This is a genomic window from Thermodesulfobium acidiphilum (genome assembly GCF_003057965.1).
Taxonomy (GTDB): domain Bacteria; phylum Thermodesulfobiota; class Thermodesulfobiia; order Thermodesulfobiales; family Thermodesulfobiaceae; genus Thermodesulfobium; species Thermodesulfobium acidiphilum.
The window spans coordinates 498,878-522,101 of the sequence record NZ_CP020921.1 but is presented as its reverse complement, the minus strand read 5'-3'; the positions used below and the strand labels follow the sequence as shown (position 1 = coordinate 522,101).

Genomic DNA, 23,224 nt, shown 5'->3' with positions numbered 1-23,224 from the left:
AATGCAAGAAATAAGAGTTGCAATAGTTGGGGTTGGGAATTGTGCCTCCTCTTTAGTGCAAGGTGTTGAATTTTATAAAAACTCACACAAAAAACCCATCGGTTTAATTCATGAAAAGATTGGTCCATATAAATTAGAAAATATTCGTTTCGTGGCCGCCTTTGATATTGACGAAAGAAAAGTAGACAAAGATCTCTCTGAAGCCATATTTACAGCGCCTAATAATACCATAAAGCTTCATGACGTTCCAAACTTAGGCGTAACTGTTATGAGAGGACACACGAATGATGGAATTGGCAAATATGCTGCAAAAGCAATTATAGAATCGAAAAAAGAACCAGTTGATGTAGTAAAAGTTTTAAAAGAATCAAAGGCAGATGTTTTAATAAACTATTTACCTGTGGGGAGTCAAAAAGCTACAGAATTCTACATGAACTGTGCATTAGAAGCAAATCTAGGCGTTATTAATGCGATTCCCGTTTTTATAGCAAGCAATAGTGATTGGGCAAAGAAATTTGAAGACAAAAATTTGCCAATAATAGGTGACGACATAAAATCTCAGCTTGGTGCTACAATTTTACATAGGGCCCTTACTCAAATTTGCCTTGACAGGGGTCTTGAAATAGAGAGAACGTTCCAACTCAACGTTGGGGGTAATTTGGATTTCTTAAATATGCTAGAAAGAGAAAGACTGGAATCAAAAAAGATTAGCAAAACAAATGCTGTAAACTCATTAATGCCAGAACCTATGTCAGAAGAAAATATACACATAGGGCCCTCAGACTATATTCCATGGTTACATGATAGGAAATGGGCATATATAAGGATAGAAAGCAAAGCTTTTGGTGAAGTCCCATTGAATATAGAATGCAAATTAGAGGTATGGGATTCCCCAAATTCTGCGGGAATAATAGTTGATGCACTAAGGCTGGTAAAGTTAGCAAAAGATAGAAAATTAGGTGGGCCAATAATCAGCGCTTGCGCATACCTCATGAAAAGCCCCCCAGTACAATATCCTGACACACAAGCAAGAGCAATGCTTGAAAGTTTTATAAAGGGAGAATAATCTGTTATTAATAAAAAAAATAATTAAAAGAGTTATTTTTGGTATTTATTGGGATAATAAAAAAAAGAGGGAAATTATATTAAACAACTATAAAATAATAGGCAATGCATCCAATCATCCAGATTATGAAACGCTTGCCAAAGAAGCTCTTGTATCATATAGCGACTATATATACGAAGTATTAGTATTAGTTTTAAATAAAAAGAGTTTTAATATAAATTTTTTTAATTTAGAAAGACTTGATGAAGCTTTATCTTTGAAAAGAGGGGTAATAGTGAATACGGCACATATAGGCAACTGGGATGCAGGAAGTTTATTTGAACACAGAGGTATCAAATTAAAAGTTGTTGCAAACCTTGATTTCCCTTTTGCTGGTCATTTAATAAAATTAATCCGTTCAAGAATTGGCTTTGATGTGATTCCTGCAAAAGGTGGATTAAGAGAAATAATAAGCTCGCTTAAGAAAAATCAAATTTTATGTATGCTTAGTGATATAGCTTCAAATCATCCATCTGAATATATAAATTTTTTAAATCATAAAATTCCTTTTCCGAAAGCAGCTTTTCAGATAGCATCTTCAAGGCAGTGTCCAATTCTACCAGTATTTATAATCAGGAAGCAACCATTTAGTTTTGATTGCTACATAGAAGAATATATTAAGCCAAAAAAGGACTACAAAGCCACAATGCAAGAATGGGTAAATTATTTTGAAAAATACGTAAAAACTTATCCACAACAGTGGTATATTTTTTTGCCAATGGAGATAAAAAATGGATAAAAATTTTGTTAAAGCCGATCTTCACATACACAGCAGTTTCAGCGATGGAATAGCGTCACCGGAAGAAATAGTTAGATATGTAGCAAACTATACGGATCTCAAAATAATTGCCATAACAGATCATGACAATATAAAGGGATCCCTAAAGGCTGTTGAATTAGGAGAAAAATATGGAATAATTGTAGTTCCTGGAGTTGAAGTAACTACCCTACAAGGTCACATAATTTGTCTTTTTATAGACAAACACATAAGGAAATTTACCAGTATTTATAAAACTATAGAAATAACGTATGAATCAGGCGGAATAATAGTTCTTCCTCATCCAATGAGTCCTTTAACGTATAGCGTCTCACTTCGTTGTATAAAAAATATATTTAAAAAAGAAACCTTTCCAAAACCAGATGCAATAGAAATAATAAATCCTACGCTTGCTGGTAGAGTAGTCAGGCAAAAGGTAATAGAACTAAATAAAATTTTAAAATTGGCAGAACTTGCCGGTACTGATTCTCATACGCTGGACACAATAGGAAGTGCATACACTTTGTTCCCCAAAAGTATAAAAAATCTCGAAGACGTGAAAAACGCTATTATAAATAGACAAACCAGAGCATATGGAGAGTTTTGGAGTGTTAAGGATCATATAAGAATTGCTAAAACAAGACTAAATTCAGATATAAAAAATATCGCACAAAAAATAGGTAGCAAACTGATAAATGGAAATAGATAAAAGAAAATTAATAAAACCAATTATTTATCCTATAGCAAAACTTTTATCAAAAATGAATATTTCTCCAAATTCTATAACTATTTTTTGCACTATAACAACCTTTCTTGCATCACTTTCAATTATATTTCTTCCAAATATAATTAGCGCTTTGCTTTTATTAATTGCAGTTTCATTCGACTCTGTAGATGGGTTGGTTGCAAGAATTTCCGGGAAAATAACCAAATTTGGAGGTTTTTTAGATTCAACTCTTGATAGGCTATCTGAAGGCTTTATTTTTACTTTTATAGCCATATATGGAATCATAAATACTAATAATCTTATTATAATTTTCTCTTTTTTATCAATGGTTTTTTCTTACATGATATCTTACTCGAAGGCAAGAGCAGAATGCGACAATGTTCCTATCAAGGGTGGACTTATGCAAAGACCAGAAAGGCTTTTATTGCTAGTTGTGTTTTTGGCAACTGGCTATTTATTACAGGGACTTATAATACTTACAATACTTTCGATATTTACAACTTTTCAAAGAATTTTAATAGCATTCAAGGGATATAAACAAAATTGAAAAGCTATATCCTTGTCAGGAATTTTAAACTCTCTTAAAGTAAGGCATAAGAATGTTTTTTAAAGAAAGGATTAAAATTTTTCTGTGTTATTTTATATTCGAAAATATAAGGTTTTTTGCACGTCCTATTTCCTTTTTTATGAAATCACTTCATAAAAAAGGATTTCGTTTAGCAAAATTAAGATTTAAAAATTTATTTCCAAATTTAAGCGAAAAAGAGTTAAATATTCTTGTCAGTCAAAACTTTTATAATTACTCAATTTATTATCTTGAAATAATTTTATTGCCGCTTTTAATAAAATTTACTAAATACTTTATCAATAACTTTCAAGAATCATATTCAATATTAAGAAATTGTTTTCTAAAAGCAAATGATAAAGGCATAGTTGTTATTACTGCTCACTTTGGCAATTGGGACCTAGGGTCTTACATAATATCATCAATATCAAAAGAGTGTAACAAAAAAACATTTGCAGTAGCTGAGTCAATAAAGCCCAAATGGCTGTTTAAATTTTTTAAATGGACAAGAGAAAAAGCTGGATTAGAAACAATTCCACTTAATGAATCTACTGGAATAAAGTCTTTAAAAGAGTTAAAAAAAGGCAATGTAATAGCACTTGTAGTCGACAGAAACTTAACAAAACACGGAATAAAAACAACATTTTTTGGAAGAGAATGTATCTTCAACGATGGACCTTCAATTTTAATAAAGAGAACTAACCCAAAACTTTTTATAGCTGGTTTGTATAGATTAAACAAAAAATATCAAATATACTTCAAAGAAATAGAGTATAAAAGTGAAAGTTCAAAGGAAGAAATAACAAATTTATTAATAAAAAATCTAGAAGAAATGATAAAGATCAGTCCAACACAATGGTTTATCTTTCAACCCAATTGGATTGGAGATGATTACGAATGAAGGTAGCCCTTGTCAGCCCATACTCTTTCTCCTTTAAAGGAGGAGTTAATACTCACCTTTTTTTTCTACAGAAATTCTTTGACAAATACAACATAGAAACGCACATAATTGCTCCTGCAGAACCAGGAAAACCACTTGCCTACAATATTGATCACTCAAGATTTCACACAGTAGGTAGATCTTTTCCTTTTATGACAAATGGTTCTATAGCAAGACTTGCACCTACCCCAGGAGCTCTCGGAAAAATACTTTTGCTTAAAGAAAACTTCGATATATGGCACATACACGAACCATTTGCACCAGGTCCATCTCTTTTTTCTATATTTACTATAAATAAACCAATAGTAGGTACTTTTCACGCCTATTCTGATATACCTTTCCCCTTTGAATGGTTTAAACCAATTTCAAAAAAATTTTCCGAAAGGATAAATGTTAAAATTGCTGTTTCAGAAGCATCAATGCACTTTGCAGAACAATATATTAATGGAGATTTTAAAATCATACCAAATGGAGTTAATATTGACATATTTGCCCCCTCTGAAAAATTTCAACAACCGACAATACTTTTTGTTGGAAGACTTGAAAAAAGAAAAGGGCTTGATGTGCTATTAAGAGCATGGAATAAAATTTTCAAAAAATTCCCTGATGCGCAACTTAGAATTGCTGGATATTCTACTGAAAAAAGAATTAACAAATTTCAAGATCTTGATGGCATAAAGTTTCTTGGAGAATTAAGCGAAGAAGACCTTGCAAGAGAATACTCAAAAGCCTGGATATTTTGTTCACCAGCATTAGGTGGCGAAAGTTTCGGTATGACTATTCTAGAAGCACTTTCATGCGGGACAGCAGTTGTTGCTTCAAACATCACTGGTTTTAGAAGTCTTTTAAAAAATGGTCAATATGGTTTATTAGTTGAACCAAACGATCCAAATGATCTTGCACAAAAAATATGTTATTTGATTAAAAATAAAGATGCAAGAACAGAACTGGAAAAAAAAGCAAGACCTTATGCAATAAATTTCTCCTGGGAAAAAATTACGCTTTCTCTTATTGATAATTACAAAGAAGCTAAAAATATCTTTAAAACTAAGTTATAGCTACTGTTTCTATTTCAGGTTCTTTTTCTCTTGTCTTTACAACAAGAACAGGTCTTACTGAATAAGTAAAAACTTTGTCAGACACCGATCCCAAAAAGAAATTGCTAATTCCTGATCTCGATCTATTTCCAACAACTATCAAATCTACATCTTCCCTATCAGAAACATCTAATATTTTTGATGCAGGACTACCCCTTTCTACTATTCTTTCAACTTCGACACCCTCAATATCTATATCTTCAAACGATTTTACAAATATATCATTTGCTTTTTTTTCAATTTTAAGATCAATTTCATCATCAGATAATAAATAATCTTCCCTCGAAAGCTGCCTTTCAACATAGAGTGCTATTATTTTAGCATCCTTTTCTTTTTTAGCTATTTTAACTGCCCACAAAACTGCCTCTCTAGAATACTTGGTGCCATCGACAGCTACAAGAATTTTCATATACGCCCTCCTTACTTATCTAAGAGCACCTGACAGATCTGTAACTCTATAACCCTTGCCTATAAAGTACTTTATCATTTCCGAAAGAATTATTGGAGTTGTTTTACTTCCGATATGAAGTAAGATTATACTTCCATCTTTAAGATTATTATATATTCTATTTTTTTCCCTTTCAACAGTCATGTTATCTTCCCAATCAAGAGAATCGATAGTCCAATAAACTGTTTCGTATCCCAAAGATTTTAATACCTCTCTAACCCTATCATCCCTGGCTCCATAAGGAGGTCTAAACCATGGCCTTGGATCCTGTCCAGTAGTTCTGATAATTATTTCTTGAGCTTTAAGTATGTCTTCTCTAATTGCTTCGTTCGACATTGTTGTCATATCTTTATGAGCATAAGAATGATTTCCAACTTCAAAACCATACGCCGTAATTTTTTTAACAAGGTTAGGATACCTTTCACAAAAGGGTCCGGTAAGAAAAAAGGTTGCCTTCACGTGATTTTCTGATAAAATATCTAGAATTTCAGGTAACCTACTACCATCAGCTCCCGCATCAAATGTAAGAACTACAGTTTTGCCTTTTGTTCGATCTATCTCATATCTTGAACTATAAATTTTAGATGCTTCATCAACTTTTTGTTCTTTAGCTGTTCTTTTGTTACTAGCTTTAGGAGTAATACTCTCGTTTTGATTGTTTACAACTTCCTCCTTAACCGGCTCGTTGTCATTTTGAGGTCTATCAGTATGTAATACCCTACTTCCCGCAAAAAGAAACAATACCCCACATACTATTAAGATAACAAAAGAAAATCTTTTTAACACTAGCTATTTTTAACAATATGAGGTGTAAGCAAGAATATCACTTCTGTCCTACTCTTCATGGTGTAATCATATCTAAACATTGGACCAAGAAGTGGCATATTTCCTAATCCCGGTACAGAAATAGTTTGTTTTCTCTCTTGATCGTTAATTAGGCCACCGATATAAAATGTTTGGCCATCTTTTACTCTTGCTGTAACGTCAGCTTCTCTTATAGTCGTAGTAAAGGGTTGATTAATCTGAAGCTGAGTCACATCGCCATTAAATGCAGAAACAGATGGAGTCACGTGGATAGTAATCTCTCCATTTTCGCCTATAAATGGAGTAATTTTTAACAAAACTCCCACGTCATACTCATTTGTAGTATACGTTACGTTACCCCCAGTAGCAGAAGATACCTGAGGTATATACAACTTATCACCGGCAAACACATATGAATCCTGCCCATCCAAAGCAAGAATTCTCGGATCTGAAAGTATTTTTGCATTATTATTGTTTAGCTGAGCATAAAGACTTGCAGTAATATTAGAAATCGTACCGGTATAAACGCTGGATTTACTTTTTGAGGTACCATAAGTCCTTGTACCGGTTACACTGCCGGAAACCTGAACATTATTTGGCCATTGTATACCTAATTGTTTTATTCCCTGATTGTCAAGTTCAATAACCATTACCTGAACTTCTATTTGTTTAAGAGGTTTATCAAGATTTTGGAGCAGTTCTTGTGCAATTTTTTGCTTGTCTTCTGGTGCAATTACTGTAATTGTATTTGTTCTATCATCATAGAGCACCTTCCCAGAACTGTTACTTGTGTTAGATGTAGAAGTTGTCTCGCCTCCACCAGAAGAAGATGCAATCTTTGTGGAAGAAAACGATGCACCTATACCCTCTGCAATAAGCTTAGCTACATCAACTCCCTGCCTCATAGTAGTTACTTTATTTATAGTTAACCCTGAAGCCCCTCCTCCACTGCTACCGCCAGCAGTCGCTGAGCTAGAAGTCTCTATTATCGTCTTATTACCCACATTATATAATTTATAAACTCTAATAACGCCAAAATTACTAAGATCCTTATCGGTACCTATTACGAGAACGTTGCCAACTTTTTGCATCGAAAAGTTGTTAATTTTCGTAACAAGCTTAATTGCATCATCAACGCTTATATTCTTTAAATCCACAGTAACTGATCCTTTAACAGAATCAGCAGCAATTAAATTGTATCCCCCTAGCCTTGCCAGAGTCGCCAGAACATCTCTTATATCGGCCCCCTTAAAAGCCATATAAGAGATCATAGGAGAGTTATCAGTTTGGTAGTTATTGCTATTCTCGTTTTGTGTATTATTAGATTGCGATTTAAAACTTGATAAATTAAATCCCCTTGGATAAAGGCCTGAATCTAAACTGTTTACACTTTCAGAACTCGAAACATTTTGATTTGATGATTTGCTTTCCATATTTTCGTTTTTCGAGGAGTTAATTTGCTCAGATTTGCTAACTTCTTTAGACTGAAACTTCAATTCCAAAACATTGTCTGCAGTTTTTTGAATGCTTACACTCGTATCTGGATCTCTAAGATATGCATAGAGTTCTACTCCTTCTGGAATAACATAATAAGAAAGATAATCAATTTTTGTAAGATCAGCAAAAATCTTTTGTCCTGGTTTTAGAGAAAGATTTACATTTTTAAAAGTAAATTTTATGCAGTCAGGATAATTAAGTCTTTCTTCACTAACGCTGTTCAAATCTATTGGCCCTGAAAAGGTAAGAGTCAATTCATCATATGTATCCTGATTATTTGTGCCTATATTAACAAGAGCGGGTTTATCAGAAGCGTAAGAAATTACAGAAATAAATAGAAAAAACAGAAAAAGACACACCCTCAAAAACCATCTCATAAAATTCACCTCACAAATTTTATAGTTCATAAGTTCTAGTTTGACCAGAAGAGGTTAAAACTACACTATTAAAATATATATTTTGAACTCTAATGTTTCCCAATATTATATCGCCTTGTTTAACAGTATATGTCTGTTGACCATTTTCTATAATTGCTAACATCTTATCATTAACTCTCATAATTCCCACCAATTTCAATGTCGGAGGAAAAGGACTTATTTTTACCATAGGAAAGCCGGTATTTGAACCCGAAGATTTATGAAGATTTGTTGAACTACTCTCGGAACTAATAAGAGGAACAAAGGGATCTGACCTGCCTATTGGTACATTTGGCTTTTCAAACGTTTCTGGATTAATAATATTACTAGCAGTAACCTGAGTATTTTCCTTTTTAACTTCAGAAATTTGTCCAACTTGTGGAATTTGGGATCCTTTGGGATTTGTTTGAAAAAAATAAGGATATAGGTTAATGCCTATTCCTATTATCAGAACTAAAAGAAGAACCCCCAATATAATTTTCATTCTTTTCTGTTTATCCATATTTGCTCTCCCTACTTAGACTTCGACAGATCGTAAAATCCATCTAAAGTCATATCCAATCTCAAAGTTTTATCTTTCTCAGAATAACCAACTACCTGAAAATTATCTAAAGTAAGTATTTTAGGAAAGGTGCTCAAGCTTTGTATAAATTTTTTCATTGACTCATAACCGTGAAAATCTACTTTAAGAGCAAACTTTATAGTTCTAACATTTAGAATTTTTTCAGCGCTCGCATAAGGATTGCCTACCGATGGGTTGGTAACATTAATATTAGCAGGCTGATTTGCTGGCTGCATAACTGCTTTACTAAAAGCCGCCCCAGTATTGACATTTGTTTGTTGTTGTGACTTTTGCTGAACATTAGGAGTTTGAACAACTGCTTCTGGTTTAAATTCAACAATAGTACCACCTGATGCCTCAATTAGATTTGACAAGTCTACATACATCCTGGCCATATCGTTTTGAGTTATAAACCTTGATTTTATCCTATCAATCTCAGAACTCACCTTGTTAAAGTCTTCTCTAAGGGCAGCTAAAGCGAGAGATTTATTTTTATATTCGTTTAGCTGCAACTCTTTGGAATCCAGAGTTGACTTCTGTGTTATAAATTGTTGCGCCTGTGGTAAAAGAAAAAAAACTCCAAAAAAGACAACAAACAAAAAAGACAACAAAAACGAGAGCATCTTTTTCTCTCTATAACTCAAATTTCTAAAATAATTTAATATATAGTCTTTCATCTTGAAACCTCAAAGTCGAAAATAAAGTTAAAAACACTATTTGAATTCTCTTTGTCTTTACCAGAAACTCTAATGATTTCATCTAATCTTGGATTAGAAAGTATTTTAGATTTAGATATCAGATAATAGAAATATGGAGGAGAAGTAGAACTAAGCGAAGAACCGTTAAGAGTATAATGAGATCCGTTTATTTTCAAGGAAGTAATCCAGGTATCAGCAGGTATATTTGCCCTAAGATCCTCTAAAACCTCAATATCTATCTTAGACCTTTGATCTATCCCCTGCATAACCTTATTAGCTTCTTGTAATTCATTTTTCTTTTTTAGAAGAATATCATAATTAAGTGCATCTGGCATAAGTGCAGTAATTTGAGCGTTTAAGCTATTAATTTTAGATGACATATAGAAATTTAAAGAAAAAGCAACACCTGTAAATAACAAAAGAATAAAAAAGATAGCCATGGGTACAAGAAAAACTAAGTTTTGATTAATTTCTTTGTTCTTCTCAACGAATTCTTCAGGTAATAAATTTACAACGTATCTCATATAAACCCTATTCTTCATTTCTCATCCCCAACCCTACTGAAATACCAGAATAACTAAGAGCACTCTCATCAAAATTCCCTTTAAGGAATTTGTTTGGAACAATCTTTGCCTCCCCGAATGAAACGCTAATTTTTTCTTTAATATAATTGAACAAAGGCTTATCACTTTCGCTTCTTCCTACAAAACTTAATTTACTAATTTCCTTGTTAACCTTATCAGAAAGATAAAAGTTAATAGTTCTTTCAATCTCAGATACAAGCAGTTCGAGGCTTGCAGTATCATTTTTTATAAGATTATCATAGGGGATTAAAATAAAACGCTGATATACAGGAAAGCCTTCATCCAGAATTAAAATATTTACTCCTTCCGAAAATACTTTCATAACCATTTGAATCCCAGAGATAAGCTGCTCCCCCAAAGATCTAGCAAGCGCTAAAATTGAAAGATCTACCTTATTCAGAGTCAGGCCCGCCCTATTAAAAGAGTCTATATAAGAATCAACTATTCTTCTCGGACAGGCAACTAAAAGAGCATCAACGAAATTATCATTTCCTATACTAACATCCCTTAAAAAACAACTATCAATATAGGCTTCTTCAGGTGGAATTGGCAGGTATCTATCTGCCTCAGATTTTACAACGAAAGGAACTTCATCAGCTGGCAGCATTGGAAGCCTAACATTTTTTAAAATAATTTGGGTTCCATGAAGGCCCAAAACAAAGTCAACATTTTTAAATGGGCCAAATTGTTGTTCAAGCAAAGAAGAAAAAGACTTTACGCTTTCAATATTCGAATCTTTAGTATAAGGTTGCGGCAATATAACTTCCTGATAATTTTTTAAAAAAAAGGAAGATTTGCGATTTTCCACATGAGAAAACCTCAATATATTGCCATCTATTTCAATACCACAATAAATTTTTTTCTTTTTAAATAAAAACAATTCTTCCTCCGCCCACAATAAAATAAAATTATTCGATAATACTTTATAATACATGTTATAACGCATTTTTACAATATACTTTAAATTAATTTGTGCCAATAGTAAGATTTTTTTAAAACCAATGGCGAAAAGCCTACATTTAACCAATAATTAAAAAAATATTGAAAAAAAGAAGTTCCCCCACCCACATTATTTTTTAAGATTGCATTGATTTATAACTAATCATCTTATTTACAGAACTCACAAATGCTTTTGCAGATGCTATAAGAATATCAGTATCAGATCCTCTACCAATAAAAACCCTATTATCAGAGTCTTGAACCCTTACTGTAACCTCTCCTAAAGCATCTGTTCCACCCGTAATGGCTTTAATATTAAAATCAATTAAATTTAACTTTAAATTAACAATTTTTTCAATTGTCTTGTAAATTGCGTCTACTGAGCCGTTACCGATACCTGAGTCTACCAATCTTTCTCCGGAACTATTTTCTAACACTACAGTCGCTGTGGGATATGAATTGGTACCTGAAAAAACACCAACATAATCAATCCTGTAAAACTCCTCACCCTGGAAAATAATATCACTAATAAGAGTTACAAGGTCCATATCATGAATTTGCTGCTTTTTATCAGCCATTTCTTTAAAAGCTATAAAAGCTTTGTTTAAATCAGCTGAAGACAACTTGAACCCTAAATCTTCTATCCTTTTTCTAAAAGCATGTCTACCTGAGTGTTTCCCAAGCACCATTTGTGAACCAGTAAGCCCGATAAGTTCTGAATCAAGAATTTCATAAGTCCTCTTATCCTTCAAAACGCCATCTTGATGTATACCTGATTCGTGAGCAAAGGCGTTAGCACCCACAATAGCCTTGTTTGCCTGGACATTCATCCCTGTCAAAGACGATACCAACCTACTAGTTCTATAAATTTCCTGAGTATTAATATTGGTAAAACTCTGATAAAAGTTCTTTCTAACATAAAGTGCCATTACTATCTCTTCAAGAGCTGCATTCCCAGCCCTTTCACCAATTCCATTAATAGTACATTCAACCTGTGAAGCTCCAGCTTCTATAGAAGCTAAAGAATTTGCAACTGCAAGTCCCAAATCGTTATGACAATGAACAGAAATATCCACATTTTCTATCCCTCTAACATTCTCTTTAAGATAGCGAATAATCTCAGCCATTTCACTTGGAGTAGCATAACCGACAGTATCAGGAATATTAATCGTTTTTGCTCCCGATTCTATAGCTACACTAACACATCGAGCAAGAAACTCAAGGTCACTTCTAGATGCATCCTCTGCAGAGAACTCAACATCTGTACAAAGGGATCTGGCATAGGTTACTGACTCTCTTATCTTAGACAAAGCTACTTCTCTTGAAATCTGAAGTTTCTTTTCAAGGTGCAAATCCGATGTGGCTAGAAAGGTATGAATCCTGGGATTTTTATTGTCTTTTATCGCCTCCCAGGCTCTGTCTATATCTTCCTTTTTTGCCCTTGCAAGCGCTGCAATAATTGGACCTTCAACCTCTCTTGCAATCTGTTGAACAGCCTTAAAATCGCCTTCTGAAGCAATGGGGAAACCTGCCTCGATACAGTCAACGTTAAGCCTGGCCAATTGCTTTGCAATTTCACATTTCTCTTCACTATTAAGACTTACACCTGGAGACTGTTCTCCATCTCTGAGAGTTGTATCAAAAATCTTTATTCTTTTCAAGGCGTTCACCCCTTAATATTCAACTTTCGGTAACCACGACATCATAGCTCTAATTCTCTTTCCAACTTCTTCAATTTTGTGCTCTCTTGCCTCTCTTCTAAGGGCATTAAGCATGGGTTGACCTGCAGCATTTTCCAAAATCCAGCTCTTAGCAAAAGTTCCAGTTTGAATATCATTTAGAACCTTTTTCATGTTTTCTTTAACTTCTAATCCAATCACACGTGGTCCAACTGTTAAATCACCATACTCAGCTGTATTCGAAATTGAATGTCTCATCCAACCAAAACCACCTTCATATATTAAATCTACTATTAATTTCATCTCATGGAGAACTTCAAAATATGCTAGCTCAGGTTGATATCCAGCCTCACAAAGAGTTTCAAAACCTGCTTTTATCAATGAAGTAAGTCCACCACACAAAACAGCTTGTTCACCAAATAAATCGGTTTCAGTCTCTTCTTTAAAAGTAGTTTTTAAAACCCCTGCTCTTGTACCGCCAATTCCCTTAGCATAAGCAAGTGCCATATCAAAAGCGTTGCCACTGGCATCTTGATAAATAGCATACAAACATGGAACGCCTTTACCTTCTTGAAATTGCCTTCTCACAAGATGTCCGGGACCTTTTGGTGCTACCATAAAAACATCTACATCAGCAGGAGGAACAATCTGATTAAAATGAATGCTAAATCCATGAGCAAAAACCAAAGCTTTACCTGCTTTAAGATATGGTTTCACTTCGCTCGCATAAATTTTTGCTTGTAACTCATCCGGAATTAAAAAAACAATTATATCAGAATCTTGAGTCGCTTGAGAAACGGTTGTCACTTTCAAGCCAGCATCAATAGCTTTTTGAGCGCTTTTTGAATCAGGCCTTAAGGCTACAATAACATCAAGGCCACTATCTTTAAGATTTAGGGCATGTGCATGTCCCTGACTTCCAAAACCCAAAATCGCAATCCTTTTGTTTTTTAAAAATTTAAGATCCGCGTCCTGATCGTAATAAACTTTTACCATAATTTAAAATCCTCCTCACATAATTTTTCAAAAAAATAAAACTATTAAGAATCTATTATTAGATTCAACTGTTCTATCCTCTCTTCATTGCTACTCTACCACTAAACAAAACTTCGATAATACCATAAGGTTTTAAAAGATTAAGACAGGCATATACCTTTTCTTCATCTCCAGTTACTTCAACAGTTAACGTATCTTTGGAAAGATCTACTACTCTAGCCCTAAAAATATTTATTATCTGTAGAATTTCTGATCTCACAGGACCGCTTGCTTTTGTTTTTATAAGAACAAGTTGTCTTTCAACAATGTTTTCTTGTGAGTAATCGAATACTTTTATTACATCAATAAGCTTGTGTAGTTGCTTTGCAATCTGTTCAACGACCTTATCATCCCCTTCTACAAGAATAGTCATTCTAGAAAAACCTTCATTTTCCATAGGAGCAACGGTCAAAGATTCGATATTATACCCTCTTCTAGCAAATAAGCCGGCAACTCTTGCAAGCACACCCGATTTATTTATAACTACTAAACTAAGAGTGTGTCTCATTTACTTTCCCTCCCATAAATCATCTTTGATATATCAACGCCAGGGGGAACCATTGGGAAAACATTTTCTTCTCTTTCTACCCAAATATCCAATAAATAGGGACCTGAAGAAGAGAGACATTCTTCAATTGCATCCCTTAACTCTGAATTTTTCTTTACTGTTCTTGCAGGAATGTTGTAAGCTTCGGCAATCTTTAGGAAATCGGGATTCCCCGATATTAAATCAGTTTCAGCATATCTTTTCTCAAAAAACAAATCCTGCCATTGTCGAACCATACCTAAATATCCGTTATTAACTATTATTACTTTTACCGGCAATTTATAAGAATTTAAGACAGCTAGCTCTTGAATAGTCATCTGGAATCCGCCATCTCCAGCAATACAAACTACAAGTTGATTTGGCTTTGCAACTTGAGCCCCAATAGCCGCAGGAAGCCCAAATCCCATGGTTCCAAGTCCGCCCGAAGAAATAAATGTTCTCGGGTCAAACCTCTTAAGATACAGTGCCGCAAACATTTGATGCTGACCAACATCAGTAACAACAATACCGTTTGTACCTAAAATCTGACTGAACAAATAGAAAAACTCTTGTGGATAAATGCCTTCATGTGCTTTTGGAGGCTTGTATTCAAGACAAAACTCTTTTTTCCATTCTTCTATCTGCTTCATCCAATCATTTTTCGGTTGCATTTGTTCTAGCTCTTTATTTAATTGAGCTAACACCTTTTTGCTAAGCCCAACTATTGGGACCAAAACTGGCACATTTTTTCCTATTTCTGCTGGGTCAACGTCAATATGAATAACTTTAGCATGGGGCGCAAATGAAGCAAGATGTCCTGTAACTCTATCGTCAAAGCGAGCTCCAATTGAAATAATTAAATCAGATTCCATTAAAGCTTTGTTAGCACATGGCAAGCCATGCATTCCAGGCATTCCAAGATGATAAACAGAATCGGGATGCAAGACTCCTTTACCATGTAAAGTATGAGCTACAGGAATATGAGTTTTTTCGACAAATTCTTTGATCTCTTCAACACAATCTCGTGCTCCTCCACCAACCAAAATCACTGGTCTTTTCGATTTCTGTATAATTTTTACAGCTTTTTTAATTTGTAAGGGGTGTCCTTCTGTAGTAGGCTTATAACCAGGAATATTAATAGGTTTTGTAAAATTAAATTCGTTCTCATTCATTAAAATATCTCTTGGGAGATCGATAAGAACCGGGCCAGGTCTCCCTGTAGAAGCAATATAAAAAGCCTCTTTAAAGATAGTAGGTATTTCTTGCTGATTTTTTACGATATAGCTATGTTTTACAATAGGTAAAGTTATACCGAATATATCGGTTTCTTGAAATGCGTCTGTGCCCATCACATTAGTAGGCACCTGTCCAGTCAGTGCAACAATAGGTATCGAATCCATATAGGCGTTTGCAATGCCAGTTACAAGATTTGTTGCACCAGGACCAGAAGTCGCAATACACACTCCTACCTCGCCAGAAGCCCTAGCATAGCCATCAGCAGCATGCGCTGCACCCTGCTCATGTCTCATCATATAGTGAGTAAAAACTGGATTTTTGTAAAGTTCGTCATAAAGACCCATTATTGCTCCGCCCGTGATGCCAAATGCATTTTTTACACCTTGAGACTCAAGAACTTTTAAAATTGCAGCTGTCCCTCTCATCTTCATAAATATCCCTCCTTCCAAATTTTTTTAAAAAAAAACCCTCACATCACGAGGACGGAGGGAAGTTCCGCGGTACCACCACGATTAACCATCCTAAGGATGGTTCACTCTGAACTTTAACGCAGTCTTACGTTCCTGATTACTTAAATTCACCAGAAAAGCTCCCAGGCGAGTTCGAAAGCGCCCTTTACCGAATCGCACCAACCTTCGGCTCTCTTAAAAAGTTAAGCTTTCTACTACTCCTGTTCGTAGCCTTTAACTCTATTAAATTTTCAAAACGTTAATTCTATATATAATAAACCTTAAATTTAAAATGTCAAACATTGTGAAATTACAAAAAATTATCAACCAAAAATATTTTTGAAAATTTTCCCAATAAAGTTACCCTTATTTTTTTTAGAACTAATTTCAGGTAAAAAGCTTTCAAGTTTGTTTTTCGAATCAATATTTCCTAAATCTTTTGACTTCTCATACCAATACTTTGCCATTTTATAATCCTGTGATGTACCTCTACCATACTCATACATCCAGCCCAGTCTATACATTGCATCAGCATTTCCCTTTTCTGAAGCCTCTTTGAAGTATTTGAAGGCCATTTTATCATCCTGATAAGTACCTTGTCCGTGAAGATACATAAGTCCAAGGTGGTACATTGCATCAGCATTTCCCTTTTCTGAAGCCTCTTTGAAGTATTTGAAGGCCATTTTATCATCCTGATAAGTACCTCTACCATACTCATACATCCAGCCCAGTCTATACATTGCATCAGCATTTCCCTTTTCTGAAGCCTCTTTGAAGTATTTGAAGGCCATTTTATCATCCTGATAAGTACCTTGTCCGTGAAGATACATAAGTCCAAGGTGGTACATTGCATCAGCATTTCCCTTTTCTGAAGCCTCTCTAAAACATTTAAACGCTATATCGAAATTTCTTGTAACATTAAAACCCAATAAATATTTTAATCCAATTTCAAAAAGTACTTTAGGATCTTCTTGACTCTCAATTTCCAAAATATCAATATCAGGTATTTCTTTTTGATAAGCTATACCTTCATTACCTGTAGAAAGTTTTCTATCATCAAAATTAATGCCCTCTTCCCTTTGCAGCATTTCTTTCGAAATAGTTTTATCCACTGCAAAAGTTTTGCCTTCTACTTCATCAATCATCGCCAAAAGCTCATCCATCGATCTAATTCTATTGTTTACATTAACTTCAAGACCTTTTGAAATAATTCTACCAATTTTAGGACTTATACCCGCTAAATCTAATTCTTTTAAAGTTTGCAATCTATCTGGAGCAGGTGGTGGAGGAAAGCCTTTTATTAACGTATAAAAATTAGCGCAAAGTGAATAAACATCTGTATATGGCCCCCTTCTCACTCTCTGACCGTATTGTTCAAGAGGTGCAAAGCCAGGAGTAACAATTCTATCATAATTGCCTGTTTTCTCTGCTATAAATTGCCTGGCTGATCCAAAATCAACAATTACAATTCGACCTTCTTTTGTTAAAACTAAATTATCTGGCTTTACATCCTGGTGAAGTAACCCCGCATCATGAACAACTTTTAAAGCCTGGGCTACTTGTTTAATATAATTAAGAGCTTCATTTTCGGGTATTTTTCCTACCCTATTCAACAACAAAGACAAAGATTCCCCTTCAAGAAATTCCATTACCAGATACGCAGTGTTGTTTTCTTCAAAGAAATCAAGAACCTTTACAATTCCAGGGTGATTTAACCTTGCAAGAATTCTACCCTCGTTTAAAAATTCACCAATACTCTCAGAAGAATCTGAGTCAAAAATAACAACACTACCCTGTCTGGTAGCTCCTAGTGCAAATAACTCCTTTATCGCTACTTTTACATCAAGCATAGTTTGTACTGCTGAATAAGTAAAAGAAAATCCACCTTGAATAATTACATCTTCAATTCTGTACTTCCCATTTTGAAGAAGAGTCCCCGAAGCCAGCGACATTATAGAAAGAGTCCTGGTCCCAGAAAAAGCCTTTTCAACAATTGACGTGCCACATACCGGGCAAACATTTACTTCCTCTGATATAGGTCCATACCCGCAAACCTTACAAAAAATCATACTCTCTCCTTAAATTTTTTAAAATTCTTTATAAATAGCAACTGCTGTCGCATTGTCAGGCGCCCCTCTTTTCAAAACTATTGAAATTAGTTCATTTACCAGGTCATCTGGCCTATTAGATAAGGAACTTATAATAGAAAACAGCTCATCGTCCGGCAATTCACCCCATACTCCATCGCTTACTATTAAGACAAGATCTCCTTTAACTAATTGAACAAAGTGTTTCCCCAATTTTTGATATAGTCCTTCTATGTAATTTTCTTGTTTATCTATTATAACCCCCATAGACCTTAAAAGTTTATTTCTATCGGGACTGTTAAGGGCTTCTTCTCTTGTCATTATTCCACCTAAAATCAACGTTTCAACCAAAGAGTGATCGTTTGTTAACCTTTCAAGCTTTTTATCCTTATACAGATAAATTCTTGTATCACCAACATGTGCAATAAAAAGCTTGTCATCATAAATGAAAATGCCACTAAAAGTACAACCTCCATTTTTACCATTTAAACCTTCTAAAACAGCCTTGTTAGCCCTCCATGCAAGTTCAATTGTTTGATTGGCTATATGTTCTTCATCATCAATTAGTTTAAATTTTTCAGTTAAAAAGGCATCTACAGCAGCTTCACTGGCTATCTCTCCTGCCTCCATCCCCCCCATACCATCTGCTATACAGGCTTTCAAAACGTTATGTTTTCCAAAATGATTATAGAAATACATCTGGGCATAACCAAATGAGTCTTCATTGATTGATCTTGAAACGTTCAAGCCAATTGTTGAGGCCGCGCCAATATTATATTTACAGTGGCGCACTTCGATTGTAGAGCATATTTGATTTAACATATTATAAGCATCATTAAGAGAAAATTTTGCTCTACTTCCAGGAAGAGCAAGTGAGAGGAATTGTGGAATACCAGGAATATCATAACGAGAAATAATTTTGACATCAAAACCATTGTTTATTGACATTGCACTCAATAATTCATATAGAAGGGAGCCCAGCAATTTGATCGTATAATCTTCTATTTTATAAGCTTGGTTTGTTAACTCAAAATCTGAAAAGCTTATAATTGTAGGAATTTTTGAGAACTTAAAGCCATTTTCTGATTTCACTATGTCATTAACATTAATATTCTTAAACATATATCCTTGATTTTTTAAAAGAATAGATGCTTCACATATGTCTTTTATAAGAAGTAGCGACAAATCTGGTGCTAATGGGAGATTTATTCTTTTATCTTGATAAAACTTACAAACAATATTATTACCGAAAAGACTTAATATTTCTGGAAAAATCTTTATCTTTAATATCTTTTCATAGACATTAACCCTTTCCCCGTTATAGCACAAAAACGTTTTGCCATTATATTCACATTTATTCCATCCATTTTCAAAGGATTCAACAACTTTAAAAGAATTAAACGATTTTTCAAAATCTAAACTCTCAACAGCTTCATCATCCATAAGATTTCTCCATATTTACGACCAACCTATCTTCCTGTTGCTTTTCTAATATCATCATCTGTAGGCATATCCTCTCTAGAGTGATCTAATAGTTGTGTTTTTGTGCCTATTTTAAGCGTTTTAGCCACGTTTGAGCCTATATATTTCTTAACCCTAATTTCTTCTATTGCTTTATCTAACAAAGCCGTTAAGTCTTCATTTTTTAATTTTATAGTTAGACTTCTTGCCAAACCCAAAATTTTTTCTGCTTCTTCGGGCGATTTATGTGCCTGACTAATTGCCTCACTTACTATTTTCTCAATGTTTCTTTGTTGAACCCAATCCATTACTTCTTGATCTGTTTGAACTGCCAACAGTTGGTCCTTCGTAAATTCAATTCCAATTTCAAAAGGTCCTATTTTTTCTCTAGTATCAGCATTTGGAACCTGGTAATATAGCTCAATTTTTCCCATTTCAACCTTTGAGACAGGCATCGAAGGAATATTAAATTCTAGAAGATAAACATTTCTTCTCCTTGATTCGAGATTCCCCAATAAGTAAGGTGCATTCTCTATCATAATCTCATATTGAACGGGAAAGATTTTTGTTATCCTTTCAAGAGAAAAGCCATCTTTTAATTCAATTTCCATTTCAATATTCATAACCACTTCCTGTGTCGCATGACCTAATTCGTTTAAAAAGACATAAGGCAATTTACTAACGTTAATATTGCTTGAACTTTCAGAATCGTTTTCAACATCACTTAGGTGCAGAGGTTTACCTAAAGTTCGATCAGAAATCCTGCATAATAAATCCTCATTCCACTCGTCACCAACACCAACCGATATCACAGATATATTAGAAAAAACAAGTTCATCAAGAACTTTTTCAACCTGATCTGGATCAAAAACGTTACCATCTGTTAAAACAACCATCTTTTTTATCCCGGCTTTATCCTTAAGTAAATCTAAAGAAACTTTCATCCCAGCACCCAAATTTGTACCAACTGTGCCAGTCTTAATTTGCTCAAATGATGAAAATATTTTTTCACTCTTCGTCGCAGCGGTAAATGGCAGAACAATTTTTGCTTCATCATCGAACGTTATAATACTTATCTCATCATCATCTTTTAAAATGTTAGACTCAAGAATTTTTTTCAGGGATTCAACAACAATTTCAATTTTTGACTTATCATTTACTGTTTCGTTCATTGAACCAGATGTGTCAAGAACAAAGGAGACAAAAAGCTTTCCTCTCTCCTCAACTTCTTTAGCAACCTCAATGCTAAGCAAAACAAATAGTTTTTGGCCACTGGTATCGGCCAACAACCTTTTCCTATGAGTCTTAAGATTTACTTTTAGCACTATAAGTCTCCTTAGACCATTTTCTATATTTTAAACTTTCTTACCTCATCTTCAAGTTCATTTGACTTTATCTTAATATTACTCGAAACTTCTTCCAATTTACCTGCTTCATTTAATTGTTTATCAGCTCTTTCTGAAATGTCCTTTGTTGATGAAACAGTATCTTTTGAAATCCCTACAAGATTTTCGATTGCCTTTTGAACGCCTATAGATGCTCTGTTTAGTTCGTGCACGTTTGAAAGATCTTCTTCAGCTAAAGCAGCAAGATTGGCCAAACTTGTCTCAATGTTTTTAATGTCTTTTGAAGATATTATACCCAAAGCTTCGCCTTTTATTTTCTCAAATTTTTGGTACAAATTACTGATGTTATCCTTCAAAGTTTTAACAAAGTCTTCTATTTCAGAAAAGTAGTTCCTCAGATCTTTTATGCCTTCAATATATTTTTCAAAATTAAGATCAAAATTATCAGAGTTAAACAAGCGTTCGTTAAGATTGCTAGAAATTTCATTGGTTGTGTACAAAAGCTTTTCGGAAAGATTACGTATCTCATCTATAATAACACCAAAGGCTTTCCCCTGTTCACCTAATTTTGAGGTTTCAATTATAACGTTTGATGACCAGAGCTGAATTTGATTCGCAATGGTTTGAATCGGAATTAAAGACATTCTCATTTTCTCAGAGATCTCTTTTATTCCATCAGAAATTGTATTTATGTTACTAGCCATATCTATTGCTGCTCCAACGACACTTCTTTTTTCTAAAATACTCTTTTCCATTTCTTTAAATTTCGTATCTACTGCCAACAAGTTGCTACTTACGTCCTCAAGCTTATTCGTAAAATCTTCAATGCTCCTTGCTATTCTATTGATGTTTTGAGCAATGCTAGAAGCAGCAATTGCTTGATCTTCGACACCTTTAGATATACCCTGGATACTCTTTAGCAAAATGTCCTTATCTTCATTTAATTTGGATGCAATAGTAGATAAATTCTCTGCTCCTTTAGCATTTATTTCAGATAATTTAGATACATCGCTTGAAGACGTTGTAAGAGAAGACGACACCGACAAAAGATTGTTAGAAGCATTTGCTAGATCTTTAATAGCATAATTAATTTTTCCAATAACGTTAATAAAGTTTGATCTTATAGACTCTACAGCCCTTACAACAACTCCTAACTCATCGTTGTAAACAGGATTAAGAGGTTGGCTAAGATCACCAGAAGCTACCCTTTTAATATCTTTTACCAACAGTCCTATTGGCCTCATAAAGAAAAATTCCATAGATAACAATAACAAAATTATACCGATAACAATAGCTAAAATGTTCAAAGCAAACTGCATTATAGTAAATCTTTTTAACATGTTATTATAAAAAGAAGTATCTTTTGCAATAAAATACATTCCAAGAATTTTTCCATTTACATCTTCAAGAGGATAATAATATGCAAAATAAGGCTTGCCAAATAGTATTTCTTTTATAAAGTTATACATTTCTGAAATATTTCTAGGATTACCATAATCAACTGTTTTGCCATCCTTTAGTACTGGATCATAAATAGAAGATTTAAAAAATTTATCAAAGTATGGAAGCTCCTCATTTTTAATAGACGTGGAAACCATTTTCTCCCCATCAAAAAAAGCTACTTCTACTCCAAGAGTATCTTTAATTTGAACTGGAATATCTTTAATTCCAGCAATTTTAAAACCTGTTGAAATGGCTCCAATAATTTTTCCTTTTTCGTCTCTAATTGGTGCTCCACTTCTTACTGATAGTCCAGTAGTATGTCCCTTCGCAATGCCAGATTCAACTTTACCACTTAAAGCGCTTGCAATTTCTGGTAAATCAGATAAATTATCACCTCTTTCAGCAGGCGCATTACTTCTCGCTATAACTCTGCCATCAGAATCAGTAACTGTCACATATGATCCAGGGTAAAGCTGAGAAATTTTTTCAATAAATGAAGATAGAGAAGCAAAATCTTTATTTTTTATATCATTAACAAGGTCGCGTTCAGTAGAAAGGATCAAAGCAATTCTCTTTGAGTCCGTAATCTTTGAATCAAGAAATAAATTAAGACCTTTAGACGCGTTTGCTATATCATTTGACAGAATTTCATTACTAAAGTTATAAATTTGAATTAATCCACCACCAGACAATAACAATCCGAAGACAAAAAAGCTCAAAAGAACCATTATGCCCATTTTTTTACGAAGGGCAGCATTTAAGAAAGTACGAAAAATCTTCATATTACCCCCTAAGTTTAAGTTATATAAAAATTATATACAAA

At 33.9% G+C, this 23,224-nt stretch carries 21 protein-coding genes and 1 other annotated feature; of the genes, 6 read left to right on the top strand and 15 right to left on the bottom strand.

All coding sequences use genetic code 11. The features are described from left to right. Position 1: 1 nt before the first annotated feature. Genes TDSAC_RS02725 through TDSAC_RS02700 form a run of 6 tightly spaced genes read left to right on the top strand, consistent with a single transcriptional unit; the run spans position 2 to position 5,152 of the window. Positions 2-1,066 carry an inositol-3-phosphate synthase gene (locus TDSAC_RS02725; protein ID WP_108310293.1) on the top strand — a complete coding sequence of 355 codons (1,065 nt, stop codon included), beginning with the start codon at positions 2-4 and terminating at the stop codon, positions 1,064-1,066. A 1-nt stretch (position 1,067) separates the two neighbouring features. Continuing rightward, positions 1,068-1,844 carry a lysophospholipid acyltransferase family protein gene (locus TDSAC_RS02720; RefSeq protein ID WP_108308758.1) on the top strand — a complete coding sequence of 259 codons (777 nt, stop codon included), beginning with the start codon at positions 1,068-1,070 and terminating at the stop codon, positions 1,842-1,844. Then, the gene (locus TDSAC_RS02715) at positions 1,837-2,571 is read left to right on the top strand and encodes a PHP domain-containing protein (protein ID WP_108308757.1); all 735 of its coding nucleotides are present in this window, start codon (positions 1,837-1,839) and stop codon (positions 2,569-2,571) included. The genes TDSAC_RS02720 and TDSAC_RS02715 overlap by 8 nt, the downstream gene beginning before the upstream one ends. After that, positions 2,558-3,136, top strand: coding sequence for a CDP-alcohol phosphatidyltransferase family protein (locus TDSAC_RS02710; protein ID WP_108308756.1), 579 nt, complete (start codon positions 2,558-2,560; stop codon positions 3,134-3,136). The genes TDSAC_RS02715 and TDSAC_RS02710 overlap by 14 nt, the downstream gene beginning before the upstream one ends. A 52-nt stretch (positions 3,137-3,188) precedes the next feature. Continuing rightward, entirely contained in the window at positions 3,189-4,055 is an 867-nt protein-coding gene (locus TDSAC_RS02705) for a lysophospholipid acyltransferase family protein (protein WP_108308755.1), read from the top strand. Continuing rightward, the gene (locus TDSAC_RS02700; RefSeq protein WP_108308754.1) at positions 4,052-5,152 is read left to right on the top strand and encodes a glycosyltransferase family 4 protein; all 1,101 of its coding nucleotides are present in this window, start codon (positions 4,052-4,054) and stop codon (positions 5,150-5,152) included. Before TDSAC_RS02705 ends, TDSAC_RS02700 begins: the two co-directional genes overlap by 4 nt. Here the strand turns inward: TDSAC_RS02700 and TDSAC_RS02695 are convergent. The 15 genes from TDSAC_RS02695 to TDSAC_RS02625 form a co-directional block, all read right to left on the bottom strand. Next, on the bottom strand, positions 5,142-5,600 hold the full coding sequence (locus tag TDSAC_RS02695; RefSeq protein ID WP_108308753.1) for a universal stress protein: 459 nt from the start codon (positions 5,598-5,600) through the stop codon (positions 5,142-5,144). The genes TDSAC_RS02700 and TDSAC_RS02695 overlap by 11 nt on opposite strands. Positions 5,601-5,615: 15 nt before the next feature. Further along, the gene (locus TDSAC_RS02690) at positions 5,616-6,380 is read right to left on the bottom strand and encodes a polysaccharide deacetylase family protein (protein ID WP_199919869.1); all 765 of its coding nucleotides are present in this window, start codon (positions 6,378-6,380) and stop codon (positions 5,616-5,618) included. A gap of 44 nt (positions 6,381-6,424) precedes the next feature. Then, complete coding sequence (locus TDSAC_RS02685) at positions 6,425-8,317, bottom strand: type II secretion system protein GspD (protein WP_199919868.1); 1,893 nt, start codon at positions 8,315-8,317, stop codon at positions 6,425-6,427. A gap of 19 nt (positions 8,318-8,336) precedes the next feature. Then, positions 8,337-8,858, bottom strand: a complete 522-nt coding sequence (locus TDSAC_RS02680; RefSeq protein WP_108308750.1) for a type II secretion system protein N — start codon at positions 8,856-8,858, stop codon at positions 8,337-8,339. An 11-nt stretch (positions 8,859-8,869) separates the two neighbouring features. After that, complete coding sequence (locus TDSAC_RS02675; protein WP_108308749.1) at positions 8,870-9,595, bottom strand: hypothetical protein; 726 nt, start codon at positions 9,593-9,595, stop codon at positions 8,870-8,872. After that, on the bottom strand, positions 9,592-10,158 hold the full coding sequence (locus TDSAC_RS02670) for a PilN domain-containing protein (protein ID WP_108308748.1): 567 nt from the start codon (positions 10,156-10,158) through the stop codon (positions 9,592-9,594). The genes TDSAC_RS02675 and TDSAC_RS02670 overlap by 4 nt, the downstream gene beginning before the upstream one ends. Continuing rightward, positions 10,148-11,080: a type IV pilus biogenesis protein PilM gene (pilM, locus tag TDSAC_RS02665; protein ID WP_199919867.1), complete on the bottom strand. Its 933-nt coding sequence runs from the start codon at positions 11,078-11,080 to the stop codon at positions 10,148-10,150. The genes TDSAC_RS02670 and pilM overlap by 11 nt, the downstream gene beginning before the upstream one ends. A 196-nt stretch (positions 11,081-11,276) precedes the next feature. Continuing rightward, positions 11,277-12,800 (bottom strand): 2-isopropylmalate synthase, encoded by a 1,524-nt coding sequence (locus TDSAC_RS02660; protein WP_108308746.1) that lies wholly within the window; start codon positions 12,798-12,800, stop codon positions 11,277-11,279. Between the two features lie 12 nt (positions 12,801-12,812). Next, positions 12,813-13,814 (bottom strand): ketol-acid reductoisomerase, encoded by a 1,002-nt coding sequence (gene ilvC, locus TDSAC_RS02655; protein WP_108308745.1) that lies wholly within the window; start codon positions 13,812-13,814, stop codon positions 12,813-12,815. Between the two features lie 73 nt (positions 13,815-13,887). After that, positions 13,888-14,361, bottom strand: a complete 474-nt coding sequence (gene ilvN / locus TDSAC_RS02650) for an acetolactate synthase small subunit (RefSeq protein ID WP_108308744.1) — start codon at positions 14,359-14,361, stop codon at positions 13,888-13,890. Then, positions 14,358-16,046: a biosynthetic-type acetolactate synthase large subunit gene (ilvB, locus tag TDSAC_RS02645; RefSeq protein ID WP_108308743.1), complete on the bottom strand. Its 1,689-nt coding sequence runs from the start codon at positions 16,044-16,046 to the stop codon at positions 14,358-14,360. Before ilvB ends, ilvN begins: the two co-directional genes overlap by 4 nt. A gap of 44 nt (positions 16,047-16,090) precedes the next feature. Continuing rightward, positions 16,091-16,302 (bottom strand) — a binding site (T-box leader). Between the two features lie 85 nt (positions 16,303-16,387). Continuing rightward, a complete protein-coding gene (locus TDSAC_RS02640) occupies positions 16,388-18,133 on the bottom strand; it encodes a serine/threonine-protein kinase (protein ID WP_108308742.1) in 1,746 nt (581 codons plus the stop codon). 18 nt (positions 18,134-18,151) lie between these two features. Continuing rightward, complete coding sequence (locus TDSAC_RS02635; protein ID WP_108308741.1) at positions 18,152-19,594, bottom strand: PP2C family protein-serine/threonine phosphatase; 1,443 nt, start codon at positions 19,592-19,594, stop codon at positions 18,152-18,154. Positions 19,595-19,620: 26 nt separating this feature from the next. Next, entirely contained in the window at positions 19,621-20,937 is a 1,317-nt protein-coding gene (locus TDSAC_RS02630; protein WP_108308740.1) for a vWA domain-containing protein, read from the bottom strand. Between the two features lie 23 nt (positions 20,938-20,960). Further along, positions 20,961-23,183, bottom strand: coding sequence for a methyl-accepting chemotaxis protein (locus tag TDSAC_RS02625; RefSeq protein WP_108308739.1), 2,223 nt, complete (start codon positions 23,181-23,183; stop codon positions 20,961-20,963). Positions 23,184-23,224 lie beyond the last annotated feature (41 nt).